Below are 13,698 nucleotides of genomic sequence, written 5' to 3'. Positions count from 1 at the left end.
CATTAACCCATGATTCCCAGACCAAGGCCCTTATCCAGAGCCTTGAAGCCAGCGAAGAAGAGAACGCCTATGACCATGTAGCGGATAAACGTGGGCTTGGCGATGGCAAGCAGGCGCACACCCACAAAAGAACCGGCCATAAGGCCGATGATGGACGGAATGGCCATGAGCGGAATAACGCAGCCCTGATTGAGATAAATCCATGCTGCCGACGTATCGGTGATGGAGAGCAGGAACTTGGATGTGGCAACGGAAACCTTGAGCGGTGCGCCCATGAGCAGGTTCAGCACGGGAACGTTTGCCCAGCCCGCGCCAAGGCCGAACATGCCCGCCATAAGGCCGATGACGATGAACAGCAACAGGCCGGGCAGGGTGCGGTGGGTTTTCCAGTGGAATTCCTTGCCGGTGGCCTGATCTTTATACAGGCCTTCAATGCCCAGCGCGTGACCTATGGCGTCCTGCTTGGTCACCACGGGGTAGTCGGAGTTTTTGGAGCAGAGCAGCAGCACGGCAATACCCATGATGGTGGCACCAAGGGCTGTCTGCACATAGCGCGGATCAAGCGCAGAAAGATACAGGCCGAGCACGGCACCCACAATGGCGCATGACGATGCGATGAGTGCCACAGGCAGGGCCAGCCGCAGGCTGGCGAGGTTGCGCTTCAGCAGTCCGGGACCGGCGGCAAGGGCACCCGCAAGGGCGACCATAAGGCCGGCTCCGCGCACGAAGTCGATGTGGAACGGGAAAAAGCCCGAGACAAGCGGCACGTAGAGCACGCCGCCACCCACGCCCGCCAGCACCGCAATGATGCCGAGGACGAAACAGAATACCAGGAGCACGAGCGGCCAGAACCACCACGGTTTGCCGTCGCCACCGGGAACGACACCCGCTTCAGCGGCAGCGGATGCCATGGCGGCCACGGGGGACGTGAAAACGAGCACGGCCACCCACAGCCAAAGGTTGGTGATGAGCTTCAGAACGTTTTTCAGCATGATTTCCTCGCATGACAAAGTTGACCCTAACCCAGGTCAGTTACTACATACCCTTCGCCTAGAAGAATGTGAAAAATATGTCAATGTGTAATAATTTTATTAATGGATTCCATTTATATTTTTAATACATAAAAAGTCACAATGTTTTAAGCATGTTGCCGGGTGTGAACGGCTGATAGGTCATGGTGCGCCTCTACGTACCTGAAGCGAATCTTGCGAAAAGTGTGGTCCTGTCAAAGAAAGAGCGGGACAGAGGGACAGAAAAATGAGTGCCGCGGGTGAAGTAAGCGGGAGAGAATGTGCGGTTCGCCGTGCAGGAGGAGGCGGAGCGTGAGGCGGAATGTGAGCTGAAGCGTGGAGTGGTTCAGAAAGAAGCCGGGCCGCGCGGCAGATGCCGCGCGGCCCGAACAGACGTTGCTATTTGGGAATTATGGGATGGTGCGCGGATTCGTACATGGTCATCTCGCGCGTGTGGCATATGCAGTTGTCTCCCCTGCCCAGAGGTCCGGCAAGGTTCTGGTACTGCAGGGGGATGATGTTGTTGCGTTCTTTGCCGTAGGCGTTTTCCGCCGGATACAGGCCGTGGGTGGGGCCGTGGCAGGCCTGACACATCATGGCGGCCATGTCGTCCTGCTTTTCGCTGTACAGTTGGGAAGGATCGGCTGTCCACTGGTGGGCGGCAGAGGCATCCGCCCCCGGCGTGGTGAAGAAGTCGTGGCAGGCCATGCAGTCCGGCTCACTGGTCCACGCGGTGCGGGCCATGACCTCATCCAGCGAGGCAGCCCTGCGGGGGATAAGGTAGGTCATGAGCTTGTCCGCCCCTTGTTTGCCTTCTTCCTTTTCCCTTTTGAGCAGGCCAAGGGCATGGTCTTCCAGCGTGCCGTGGCAGTTCATGCAGGTAAGCCCCTTGGCCGCGTGCACGCCGCGCATACCCTGCGTGATGGAATTGCGGGCGGCGGGGTGGCAGCTCTTGCAGCTGCGGTCGTCCTTTTCGCCCAGATAGTTGGCGTGCCAGCCGTGCACGGCGGCGGAGAAGCCGATGAGCTCTTCCTGCCCTGCGGTACCGAGCTTGGCGGAGCCGTGGCAGCTCTGACAGAGCACCGGGTTGCCGGAAGCGGCGCGGGCCACAAGGTCTGAGCGGCTTATCTTGTCGTGCGCGGCAAGGATATTGCGCGCGGTCAGGTCAGACATGCCCGTTTTGCCCTGCACGCGCCATTCGCCGTCATGGCAGTTGCGGCAGCCCCACTCCGTGGAAACAGGCAGGGGCACGCGGGTGGATGCCAGCAGTTCGCCGGAGGCATCGCGCGCCTCCACGGTGACCAGCGGGTAGGGATTCACGGAGCCGTCGTCATTGTAGGGCATGGCGGCAAGACCGTTCACCTCGAACAGGCGGCGGCCCTCGTCCACGGCAAACGGCCCCTCTATGGGAGCACCGGGCATACCGCCGGGGGCAATGCCGGTGTTTCTGGGCACATCCGTCCCGAACTGGGCCTTGGCCACATCCCAGAACCGCACATGGGCTGCTGGGTCTGCAAAGCCTTTTTCCATGCTGTACGTGAGCGTTACATCCTCTGTAACCAGCTCCGGCGAATCGCCCCGGCGTACCAGCTGGGCACGCACGGTCATGCCGGGAGCCTGCATGGTAAAGTGCTCAAAGTTGTCCGCTAAGGTGGTCATGCCCATGGTGGCCCATGCCACCAGCACATATTCCGCCTCGTGCCTGTTAAAGCCGGGCAGCAGCGTGGCCATGGCCTGCGGGGCAATGGCGGGGCCGGAAGGATCGCGCTTGTGTATGGTCTCGGTGATGTAGGCGGCCAGAGCCATGCGTTCTTCATCGGTGCCCATGAAGGGGGGCATAAAGGTGCGCAGGCGGCCCTGTCCGGCCAGTTGCGCCTCCAGCCCGTATTGGGTGAGGGCGGCTGTGCGGGTATCTGCCGAGAGCATGGGCCCGCCGATGCTGTGACAGGCAAGACACTGCAGGCGGTAGAGTTCCTTGCCCGCGTCCACCATGTTCTCCGGGGTGACGGTGCGCAGGGTGACCCAGCGGGCCACGCTGAGCGCGCCTTCCTCGCGGATACGCTCCGTTTCCGCTACCTTGACCGAGTTGGACCACGTGTGCCCGTGGATGAGATAGGGGCGGCGGCCCGCCTCGCGTATCCATTCAAAGGTGCCTATGTGGACCAGCCCGGTGAGCACCAGCACCCACACCAGCCCGGTGCGCAGCACGCGGGCGCGCATCCGGACAACCAGCAGCCCGCCGAGGATGATGGCAATGGTGATGGGATAGAACAGGCGCACCAGTTGCGGGGTTTGCGCCGACTTTTGCACCACCATGCTGAACTGCGGCTCCGGTAGGGCAAAGACATACCACAGGCCGGAAGGCACCATGATGAGAAAGGGCACGGCTATCCAGCGCACGGCGTAGCGGACCATGCTTTCGCGGTCATGGGGTTCTTGTATGCGGATGGCGGTGACCAGCGCAAACAGGCCCGCGCCCATAAGACAGATGGAACCGCGCAGAAACAGCGAAGGCCAGAAGGTGGGATTGAAGAATCCGTCCCAGAAGCGGCCTGTGTGCAGCCACTGGCCGGGGGTGAGCATCATGGTGATTATGCCGTTGATGACGAACAGCGAAAGGAAGGCAAAAAGGAAATAGAACCAGCCCAGCACAAGGTGGTCACGCCGGTTCATCTGGTTGAAGCGGTAATGGTAGAGCAGAAGCGCCACTATCTCGCACAGGAAAAAGACCCATTCTATGGCCCAGCCGAACCCGAAGCTGTGTACCAGCGTGGAAGTGGCGGCCGGGGAGAGCAGGCCAATGGTGAACCAGATGCCCACGCCCGTCATGCCGCCCGCCACCATGGTCAGCAGCAGAAAGAATTTGGTGTGGCGTTTCACGTAGTTCAGGATGGCCGGACTGTTTTCGCGGTAGGCCTTGTGTTCCGTAAGCACGAGGAACAGGCCGCCGCCCACGGCAAAGTGGGCGATGAACACATGGAAGACGGCCATGACGGCGATGATAAAGCCGCCGGAGAGAGCGGGAATCCACCAGATCGGATAATCCATGCTATTCCTCCTTGTTCCGGCGGAACGCCAGCCGGACCATGAACCAGATGCACCACAGGCCCGCCGCCAGAATGACCGCGAACAGCACCATGGGGGAGTAGTCCGGCTGCACGGGCAGGTCGCGCACCGAGAAGTAGGGAGCCAGATAGGCTGCGCGGACCAGTGCGCGCACCACAGACATGGCCAGCACGGTGCAGGCCAGTGCCACGGCGGTGGGTAAAACGCGGTTGCGCACGCTGTAGTGCAGGGTTATGGCCACGCAGACCAGCGCAATGGCGAAGGCTCCGGTATGGAAGGTGGAGGCACCCAGAAAGAGCTGCCGGATTTCCAGCGGCAGAGAACCGAGGAACGCGCTGCCCACCAGCAGTTGTGAGGCGGTGCCCACGGTAAACCACATCATGCCGAAGCGGATATGGCGGCCGGCTTCATCCGGCGTTACGGTGCCCCTGCGCAGGCGGTGGTCGAACAGCAGGGCCAGCGTAAGGCCCCCCACGGCCAGCGCGGCCACCATAAAATGCAGATAGCGGGGCAGCAGCGCGGGGTCGCCAAGGTTGAGCATGGTGCCGCCCATGGTGCCGCCTGCGGGGTTTTCCGGCGTGCCGAAATAGGCCAGCCATGCCTCCGGGCGAAGCATCATGGTCATGTTGTTGGAAAAGATAAAGCCCATGAACAGCAGCACGGCGCAGACCATGGCAATAAGCCAGCGGCTGTGCGTCCATGCATCATATTTATACTGGAAGAGATACATGCCGTAATAGGCGGCGATGGCGAGAAAGACCACAGAGAGCCAGTATGCCGCCATGAGCACGGAACTGGTGTAGAAGAACTGCCCGTACAGCATCTGCGCGAACAGGAGCGGTGCCACCCCGAAGTTCACCGTAAGGGCGAACAGTGTGGGCAGCGCGTGGGAAAGCTCACGTACCGCAGCGTCCGAGCGGTAGCTCAGGGAGCGTACGGCGCAGACAAAGGCCCCGCCCGCAACCGCGTTCATGAGCAGTATGTGGGCAGTAAACGTGAGAACCAGCAGCGATTCCAGCCATCCCCAACTGACAGGTATGGCATCAGGCGGAGGAATGAGTCCGGCAGGCGACATGGTGACTCCTTTGTCAAGGTAATGGAACATACCCCTTGTAAGTGGTTGTGTACATTTGCGCAAGTATATCTGCGCATCTGCTTGTCATTTCACGCCAAAGAGGATAGGTGCCGCTGCATGCCGCCCGGTTGCGGGCTATGCGCAAGGCGGCAAATGGCGGCTATGCGCTGCCCGGTTTTCTTGGTACGGTGTGGTGTTTAATCATTGCGCCGGTGGGCAGATACGGTTCACGCTTTGTGCACCAAGGCGGCGGTTCACGCGCGGCGGCAAGATGACCGGTCGCGTGAGCCCAAAGACGGGATGCCATGACAATACTTCTGTTTGATATAGGCAACACCAACGTGAAGATGGGGCTTGCCACGGCAGCGGGTGTGCAGACTTCGTACGTGCTGCCCACTGATCAGGATCAGACTGCGGACTCCATGGGGCTGCGGCTGCTGGATGCCCTGCGTCACGCGGGGGTAGCGCCGGAGCAGGTGGAGGCGTGCGTGGGCAGTTCGGTGGTGCCCAGTCTGGACCCGCTTATGCGGGAGGCATGCTCCCGGTATTTCGGAAAAAAACTGCTGCTTGCCCCGGGAGATATTCCCGTGCCGCTGGAAAACAGATATACTCATCCGGAGCAGGTGGGGGCAGACCGCCTTGTGGCGGCGTATGCCGCGCGCAGGCTCTATCCGGGGCCTCGCTCGCTCGTTTCCGTGGATTACGGAACGGCCACAACCTTTGACTGCGTGCAGGACAACGCCTACCTCGGCGGACTGATCTGTCCGGGGGTAAAGTCCTCTGCGGGGGCGCTGGCATCGCGCACGGCCAAGCTGCCGCGCATAAGTCTGGAAGTGGCGGAAGACATGCCCGTGGTGGGGCGGTGTACCTCAACCAGCCTGAACCACGGCTTCATTTTCGGCTTTGCTTCCATGACCGAAGGCGTGTGCGTGCGGTTGCGCACCGTGCTGGAAGGCCCCATGGAGGTGGTGGCAACGGGCGGATTCGCCGTGTCCATCGCCCGTGTGGCCACGTGTTTTGACCATGTCAGGCCGGACCTGTTGCTGGAAGGCCTGCGGCTTTTATATACGGAAAGCGGAACAGGACAATAACCGTTGGCGGCCCATGGCCGCGAAACGGCAGAACGGGCGGCGCAGCCGTCCACAAGGAGAGAGCAAATGAGCAGCACCATCGTTTCGGTATGGGCGAGAGAAATTCTGGATTCGCGCGGCAACCCCACGGTTGAGGTGGAAGTTTCGCTGGAGTCGGGCCATTCCGGCCGCGCCGCCGTGCCTTCCGGGGCTTCCACCGGCACCCGCGAGGCACTGGAACTGCGCGACGGTGACAAGAGCCGTTACATGGGCAAGGGCGTGGAAAAGGCCATTGCCAACGTGGTGGGCGAGCTTGCGGAAGCGGTCATCGGCCTTGACGCTACCCGGCAGGTGAATATCGACAATATTCTGCTGGATGTGGACGGCACGGAAAACAAGGACCGCCTCGGTGCCAACGCCCTGCTCGGCGTTTCCATGGCCACCGCACGCGCCGCTGCCAGCTTTCTCGGCCTGCCGTTGTATCAGTACCTCGGCGGCGTAAACGCCAAGGTGCTGCCGGTGCCGCTCATGAATATCATTAACGGCGGCGAACATGCCCCCAACAATTTGGATATTCAGGAATTCATGATCATGCCCGTGGGCGCGCCCACCTTTGCCGAGGCGCTGCGTATGGGTACGGAAACCTTCCACAGCCTTAAAAAGCTGCTGGCCAAGGACGGCCACGTTACCTCCGTGGGTGACGAGGGCGGCTTTGCCCCCAATCTGGAAAGCCACGACATGGCGTTCCAGTACATCCTGCGCGCCATTGAAGAGGCAGGCTACGTGCCGGGACGGGATATTGCCCTTGCCATAGACGCCGCCGCTTCCGAATTCTACAAGGACGGCAAGTACGTGCTGGCGGGCGAGAAGAAGACCCTTTCCTCTTCGGAAATGGTGGATTACCTTGCCGACTTTGCCAAAAAGTACCCGCTCATCTCCATTGAAGACGGCCTTGCCGAGCAGGACTGGGACGGCTGGCGCATGCTGACGGAAAAGCTGGGCGACACCGTGCAGATAGTGGGCGACGACATCTTCGTGACCAACCCGGACATTCTGGCGCGCGGCATTGACGAGGGCGTGGGCAACTCCATCCTCATCAAGCTGAACCAGATAGGCACCCTGACCGAAACGCTGGATACCATAGAGATGGCCAAGCAGGCTGCCTATTCCACCGTTATTTCGCACCGCTCCGGCGAAACCGAGGATCATTTCATCGCCGACCTTGCCGTGGGGCTGAATGCCGGGCAGATCAAGACCGGCTCACTCTGCCGCAGCGACCGTCTTGCCAAGTACAACCAACTGCTGCGCATTGAGGAAGACCTTGATGACGACGGCATCTACTTCGGCCCCTTCATGGCGGCCCACTTCGGCCTTTCCGACGACGAATAGGCCCTTACGGAAATAAAAGAGAAGAGGCCGGGCAGCACACGCTGCCCGGCCTCTGATTTTTCGGGAGGAAAGAAAAGGCTAGGGATTGCCGTTCAGGCCGGGGTTCTTTTCGCCCACGGCGTTGTACAGGCGGGCGATAGAGATCATGTAGTCGCCCTGCGCCTTGGTCAGCGAAGCCTCTGCGGAGGAGAGGTCTGCCTGAGCGTCCAGCACGTCGTTGTTCGTGCCCACCTGTGCCTGATACCGTGCAAGGGCCATGCGGTAGGCTTCCTGCGCGGAATCCACGGTCTTCTGCGCAACCTTTATGCGCTTGGCCGCTTCGCCTATGCTCAGGTGGCGCGACTTAATCTCGTACAGCGCTTCCTGCCATGTGTTGGCTTCTTCCGCCTTAAGCTGGGCTATGGTCTGCTTGGCCTGCTGGGTGGCGTAGTAGGTGGTTCCCCACGAGAACAGTTCCCATGAAACGGTTCCCTTGGCGTACCAGCTGCTGAACTCGGTAGAGGCAAATTCGCTTCCGTCCACCCTGGGGTGGTCGCCCATCCTGGACCAGTTGAAGGATGCGGAGGCATGCGGATAGAAGTCGCTCTCGCGAATCTTCAGATCCTTTGCGGCAATCTCCACGGCCTTGCGCGCAATGAGCAGGTCGGGGCGGTTGGAGGCGGCCACGTCAAGGCTGGATTCCAGATCCAGAGGCGTGGGAATGAACGTAAGTTCGCCCTTGTAGTCCACATCGGCCTCAAGGGGCAGGTTGAGCAGGGTGTTCAGGCGCGCGTGCTGTGTCTCCAGCGCGTTCTGGGCCTGAAGCTGCGAGTTTTCCGCATCAGAAAGCTGCACTTCGGCGCGCAGCACGTCTATGCGGGGCTGCAGGCCAACATCGTAATAGGCTTGCGTTACCTGCAACTGCGAGGCAAGGCGGTCTACGGTGGCCTGTGCGCTGCGTACGTTCTCGCGCGCCACGAGCAGGTTAATAAAGTTCTCCTGCACGTTCAGGATGAGGCTGAGCTCGGTGAGATTTTTAGCCAGCTCGGCACTTTCCTTGGTCAGTTCCGCCTTCTGGTAGGTGGAAAGCAGGTTGAACCCGGTAAACACCGGCTGCGTGACGGACGCGGTGAGCGTGTAGTAGTCGTCGTCAGAGATGGGATTCTGCCGGGTGTTTTTCTTGTGGTCGTTGTATGTGTAGCTGTAGGTGGAACTCAGGCTGGGGCCGAACGCGCCCCGTGCGGCCTTGCGGCCCTCTTCCGCACCCAGAGCGGTGGCGCGGGATGCCTCTATGCTCGGGTTGTCAGCAAGCGCCTTGCGGACAGTGGCCTCAAGGTCGTAGGTCATTTCGGCATGGGCACTGACGGGCAGGGCCAGAGCGAGCAACAGAAGGGGGATGAATATTCGCCTGCGGGCGGCTGCGTACATATGAAAAACTCCTTGGTGGCATCATGCCTTCCGCGTTGGCGGGGAGTGACATGAGCCGATGGTGAACACGGGTATGGTAGCTACTCCCATTCCTGTAATACCTTTCCGCTCCGGTATCAAGCGCGGGAAACACTTAACGGTTCTTAAGAAAGCGGCGGTATGCTGTCGGCGTACGCGCCGCCTTGCGATGTGCGCATGAGGCGTGCCTGCATGGTATTCGAGAGGTAGTGGGTTCAACCCCTTTCATCTCAATCAAGCGAATTTAAGCGGTTAGGTCGAAAGACGTAACCGCTTTTTTAGTTGTCATTGGATGTCTGTTGAATGTCGGTGATTGCATAAGCATCAATTAATTCTTCGACTTCATCAAGGTATTCAGTTTTCTTGAGCCCGAGCTTGCTCATCTCAGATCGTATTTGGGAAGGAAAATCGTAAGTCTTGTATATCTTGGCGAGGTCTGATTTTTGCTTGTCATCTAGCATGGCAGGGTTAATAGAAGGTAGCTTGGGCAATATTATGTGCGGGTTCATGCTGATTCTATCAGGTTGGCAGCCAGTCTCAATCCAAGCGAATGGTTCCATTTTTATAGTTACTCCAGACTCATGATTCAGTACCGTGCCATCTTGGTGCGAGTAATTTAAAGTGGTTAGAGTACGGAAGAGAGGGTCGTGAGGGGAGCGTTCTCCATATACGAGCTCAAGGCAGGCTCGGAATCTAACAGCGCTGTCGATATCGGACTGAGCTTCCTTCTTGGTAAATGATTCTGGTGTATTTGATGGTAATCCATATCTGTCAAGTGAAACAAATTGTGCTCTTTGCTTGCGAATATCTCTTTTTTTCTTAACAAGATAATCTTTTTTTATTTTTTCAAAATTACTTCTGACAGATTGCTGGATATTGAAATGATAATTAGAAAATGTTAAATAAGATTCTGATGCGTGGCGTATAAATTGCCATGTTAAATTTTTCATAGCTACCGCCATGGCTTGTTTTTTTCATGCCTTTTTATACCATCGTATATCTCTTTATCCCATCTTTGATTTTGGGAACAAATCTCCAATATCATGGATTTGGCAAATTCTTCTTCAGAAAGTATTGCTAGGGAAACTGATCTTGCATAGTGTTCGTGATCATATAAAATATTAGATTCAACTAACAGGTTGTTTCCATTGTTGTAACACAGCCGGCTTGTATTTCTTAAGTTTGCAGCGATTTGGTCATCAAAGGGTGGGAAACTGGTCATTGCTACCTCCCGACGGTGAGCGCTATGCGCGAAGATTAATTCAGATTTAACTCACCTTAGCAGTGATAACAACGGAAGTTTCTTCATGGAGGCATCTGCTAGTTAGGTCCCCCCCCCCCCCAATAACGCTCCTGAAAAGCAGCAATCTCCCGCCCCGCCCCCATAAGCAGATACAGCATGCAGAATCCGCGCTACCTCTCCTCCTTCCCATGCCACACCCGCAACACATACACCACCTCACCTTTTGCCAGATAGCGGATGGCATACCGCCCGAAAACAAATTCCCGCACGCCTTCCAAGTCTTCCAGCGGATGCCCTATGTGGGAGAAGCCCGCGAAGCGGTTGATGGCTGATTTCAGGTTAAGGGCGATAGTCCGGGCTGCGTCTATGTCGTGCTCGGCAACGAACTCGTAAAGGCGTTTCAGGTCTTCCACGGACTCCGGGGAAAATCTTATTTGCATTCCGGTGCGCCCTTCAGAATGGCGGGAGCAGAATCAGTGCCCCACGTATCCATCCATGCGAAAACGTCATCTCCGGCAACGAAGCGGCCCGCTTCAATGCTCTCTATGGCCTGAAGCGTTTCCTCGCGCCGGGTCTGCTGCTCCCTGTGCCTGCGCACGTAGTCGGACATGAAATCGCGTAAGAGTTTGCTGGCGTTTTGCCCATGGCTCTTGGCGGCTGCCTCGAATTGTTCCTTGAGCTGAGAATCAACCCGTGCGCGTATCGTTTCCTGCATGGCGAATCTCCTTTGTAGCTACAATATGCTACGAAGTGCGGGCTGTAAAGGAGGGGGCTATCGTCATGAGGGTCGTCCATGGCCGGGAATCACACACTGAATATCCCCGGTCGGCAGATGTTGCCAATTACCCGCTTCTTGCCTTCGCCGTTTCTCACATCTCCGAGGAATACCAAGACAAGCAGTCCGGCAGGGGGATGGCATTCAAGGGGGCATGTGCTGCCCGTCGTTTTCGGCAAGCCTTCCGGGAAGAACGTCCGCAAAGCCGGTTCCTGTGCCTGCCTGTTGTGCGTGCGCTCCCATAGTTACGGCCCTGCCGTGCGTGTTGCTGTTTCGTTCCGGTAATATTTGGGGTACACAGAGGTCGAGCCCCGCAGGATGGTGCAGGTTGTGCCATGCTCGGGCGAGTGACATTCCAAGAGTAAGGAGTTTGCCATGCCCGGAGATTTATGTACGCGCTTTACCCGTTGCGCAGGGCTGTGCGCCTTCGCGGTGGCAGTATGGTGGGGCGCAGCAGTAACCATGGCGGGAACCGCAAAGGCATCGGACGCGCCGCAGGGGCCGCCGCCTTCTCCGGTGGTTACGGCGCAGGCGCGGCTGGGCAAGGCCGCTCTGCAAAACGTGTTCATCGGGACCATTCGGTTTCCCGAAGTATCCGAGGTGGCTGCCTCCGTGGCAGGCAGGGTGGAGCGGATAGCCTTTGAGGAAGGGGATTCTCTGAGCGCCGGACATGTTATGGTGGTGCTGGATACCGACCTGTTGACCAAGGCGTTGGAGTCTGCTTCGGCACAGCACGCGCAGACCCTGACGGACCTTGAGAGTGCGCGGTTGGAATTTGCCCGCATGGACACACTCTACCGCTCCAAATCGGTTTCGGAAAAAGAATTTGACGAGGCGCGGCTGCGTATGCAGGGACTGCAGCAGAAGGCTCACGCATCCAAGGCAGAGGCAGAACGCCTGCGGCTGGAGATTGCCAAGAGCACCGTGCGCGCCCCGTTTGAAGGCGTGGTGCTGCAGCGGAGCGCCAGCCGGGGCGAGTGGGTGGCACCGGGCACAGTGGTTGCCACCGTGGCGCACAATGCCTATGTGGAGGCAATGGTGGAAGTGCCGCAGTCTGTTATGGGCTTTGTGCGGCCGGGACAGGATGTGGTTGCCGCCGTGGGCGGCACGGATTACCCCGCCACCGTCACGGCGGTGATTCCGCAGGGCGATGTTTCCACCCGAACCTTTCCCGTGCGGGTGCGGCTGAAAAACGGTAAGCATCTGGCACAGGGCATGGAGGCCAGAGTGCGCCTGCCTGCCGGGGCAGAAGCGGACGCCGTGCTGGTGCCGCGGGATGCCGTAACCGTTTCGCAGGGGCAGACCGTGGTGTGGATCGTGCAGCAGGGAGAAGCCCATGCGGTGCACGTGACGGTGGATGCATGGCTGGGTTCCGAGGTGGCTGTGAGCGGCACCGGACTCTCTGAAGGTGCGGCTGTGGTGGTGAAGGGCAACGAGCGTCTGCGGCCCGGGCAGCGGGTGACGGAAGGGCGTTAGCCGCAGGAACTGCCGGGCCGTTCACAGAAGCTGCGCTGCACGGCCCGGAGAATGTCCGTGCCTGTTTTGCAGGGATCGTATCATCAGGCACCTGCGAATATTTCTGCCTTCCGCAGCAACGCAGCAGGCAGTCTCTTTTAATGTTGGGCCCGTTGGCGGCTGTTGTTTATCCGGCGAAATGAGGGTAAGCCTCATTCGCAATGCGGTGAAACTCTTCTCGTGAGAAGGGTTTTCCGCCAGACATGAAAAAATTTTTTTCCCGCAAAAGTGGCGCGGCATCCACCTCCGCGGGCATGGGTGTGCGTAAACCAATGGTTTGCCGGGGTTGCACCCCCTAATCCCGCTTTATGCCGTACACGTTTTGGGATACAACCCCCGCCATATCCGGCCCGCACCGGGGTTTCAGACATGACAACCCGGTGCGGAGACCGTCAATCAAACGAATCTGGAGTGACTTGATGGGCGATACCAATGTTCTGATGCTGCTTTGGCAGGCCACTCTTGTGGTAAAATTCGTGCTTCTTCTGCTGGTCTGCATGTCGGTAATGAGCTGGTCCCTGATGATCCAGAAGTGGTTCCAGCTCAGCGCAGCCAAGCGCAAAGCCTCAGAAGGACTGGAAAATTTTCAGCGTGCCAAAGACCTGCGCGAGGCCGTGCAGGCTTTGGGCAGCGACGTCACCTCCCCCGTGTATCTCGTGGCGCAGGAGGGCGTGGCCGAATACAACCGGCTGCGCGAGATGGGCAGCAACACCGATATTCTTGCAGACAACGTGCGCCGTGCCCTCAGACAGGGCGTGAGCATGCAGAGTTCGCGTATGGGATCTTCCCTTGCGTTTCTGGCCACCACGGCCAACGCCGCTCCGTTCATCGGGCTGTTCGGCACGGTGTGGGGCATCATGCATTCGTTCCATGCCATTGGGCAGATGAAAACCGCCTCGCTGGCGGTGGTGGCTCCCGGTATATCCGAGGCATTGGTTGCCACTGCCATCGGCCTTGGCGTGGCTATTCCCGCCACCGTGGGCTACAATATGTTTCTGGGCATGCTCAACGGCATTGAGGTGCAGCTGGTTAACTTTGCCGGAGCGTTCCTCAACCGCGTGCAGCGCGAACTGGGTGCAACCCGCCCGGCTTCAACCACCGTGGCCCGCCTTTCGGGCGACAAGAAGTAG

At 58.8% G+C, this 13,698-nt stretch carries 12 protein-coding genes; 4 read left to right on the top strand and 8 right to left on the bottom strand.

What is annotated here, in order from left to right; translation table 11 throughout:
• Positions 1–2: 2 nt before the first annotated feature.
• The 3 genes from HUV26_RS05595 to HUV26_RS05585 all read right to left on the bottom strand — a co-directional run bounded on the left by HUV26_RS05595 (position 3) and on the right by HUV26_RS05585 (position 5,151).
• Entirely contained in the window at positions 3–992 is a 990-nt protein-coding gene (locus HUV26_RS05595) for a sulfite exporter TauE/SafE family protein (protein ID WP_174409133.1), read from the bottom strand.
• 417 nt (positions 993–1,409) lie between these two features.
• Positions 1,410–4,058: a cytochrome ubiquinol oxidase subunit I gene (locus tag HUV26_RS05590; protein WP_174409132.1), complete on the bottom strand. Its 2,649-nt coding sequence runs from the start codon at positions 4,056–4,058 to the stop codon at positions 1,410–1,412.
• 1 nt (position 4,059) lies between these two features.
• Positions 4,060–5,151, bottom strand: a complete 1,092-nt coding sequence (locus tag HUV26_RS05585) for a hypothetical protein (protein WP_174409131.1) — start codon at positions 5,149–5,151, stop codon at positions 4,060–4,062.
• 305 nt (positions 5,152–5,456) lie between these two features.
• On the opposite strand from HUV26_RS05585, the gene HUV26_RS05580 reads away from it, so the two are divergent.
• Both HUV26_RS05580 and eno read left to right on the top strand, forming a co-directional pair.
• The gene (locus tag HUV26_RS05580; RefSeq protein ID WP_174409130.1) at positions 5,457–6,242 is read left to right on the top strand and encodes a type III pantothenate kinase; all 786 of its coding nucleotides are present in this window, start codon (positions 5,457–5,459) and stop codon (positions 6,240–6,242) included.
• 66 nt (positions 6,243–6,308) lie between these two features.
• Complete coding sequence (eno, locus tag HUV26_RS05575) at positions 6,309–7,610, top strand: phosphopyruvate hydratase (RefSeq protein ID WP_174409129.1); 1,302 nt, start codon at positions 6,309–6,311, stop codon at positions 7,608–7,610.
• A gap of 78 nt (positions 7,611–7,688) precedes the next feature.
• On the opposite strand, the gene HUV26_RS05570 is transcribed toward eno, so the two are convergent.
• From HUV26_RS05570 to HUV26_RS05550, 5 genes are all read right to left on the bottom strand, one after another.
• Positions 7,689–9,017, bottom strand: coding sequence for a TolC family protein (locus HUV26_RS05570; protein ID WP_174409128.1), 1,329 nt, complete (start codon positions 9,015–9,017; stop codon positions 7,689–7,691).
• A 296-nt stretch (positions 9,018–9,313) separates the two neighbouring features.
• A complete protein-coding gene (locus tag HUV26_RS05565) occupies positions 9,314–9,997 on the bottom strand; it encodes a hypothetical protein (protein WP_174409127.1) in 684 nt (227 codons plus the stop codon).
• A complete protein-coding gene (locus tag HUV26_RS05560) occupies positions 9,988–10,257 on the bottom strand; it encodes an AbiV family abortive infection protein (protein WP_174409126.1) in 270 nt (89 codons plus the stop codon). The genes HUV26_RS05565 and HUV26_RS05560 overlap by 10 nt, the downstream gene beginning before the upstream one ends.
• Before the next feature lie 191 nt (positions 10,258–10,448).
• Positions 10,449–10,718, bottom strand: a complete 270-nt coding sequence (locus tag HUV26_RS05555; RefSeq protein WP_174409125.1) for a type II toxin-antitoxin system RelE/ParE family toxin — start codon at positions 10,716–10,718, stop codon at positions 10,449–10,451.
• Positions 10,709–10,993 carry a CopG family ribbon-helix-helix protein gene (locus HUV26_RS05550; protein ID WP_174409124.1) on the bottom strand — a complete coding sequence of 95 codons (285 nt, stop codon included), beginning with the start codon at positions 10,991–10,993 and terminating at the stop codon, positions 10,709–10,711. The genes HUV26_RS05555 and HUV26_RS05550 overlap by 10 nt, the downstream gene beginning before the upstream one ends.
• Before the next feature lie 435 nt (positions 10,994–11,428).
• Between HUV26_RS05550 and HUV26_RS05545 the strand changes: the two genes are divergently transcribed.
• Both HUV26_RS05545 and tolQ read left to right on the top strand, forming a co-directional pair.
• Positions 11,429–12,529, top strand: a complete 1,101-nt coding sequence (locus HUV26_RS05545) for an efflux RND transporter periplasmic adaptor subunit (protein WP_174409123.1) — start codon at positions 11,429–11,431, stop codon at positions 12,527–12,529.
• Between the two features lie 458 nt (positions 12,530–12,987).
• Positions 12,988–13,698, top strand: a complete 711-nt coding sequence (gene tolQ / locus HUV26_RS05540) for a protein TolQ (RefSeq protein ID WP_174409122.1) — start codon at positions 12,988–12,990, stop codon at positions 13,696–13,698.

This window comes from Desulfovibrio psychrotolerans, from assembly GCF_013340305.1.
Classification (GTDB): Bacteria; Desulfobacterota; Desulfovibrionia; order Desulfovibrionales; family Desulfovibrionaceae; genus Halodesulfovibrio; species Halodesulfovibrio psychrotolerans.
The sequence above is the reverse complement of the archived record's forward strand: the minus strand, read 5'-3'. Positions and strand labels throughout refer to the sequence as shown.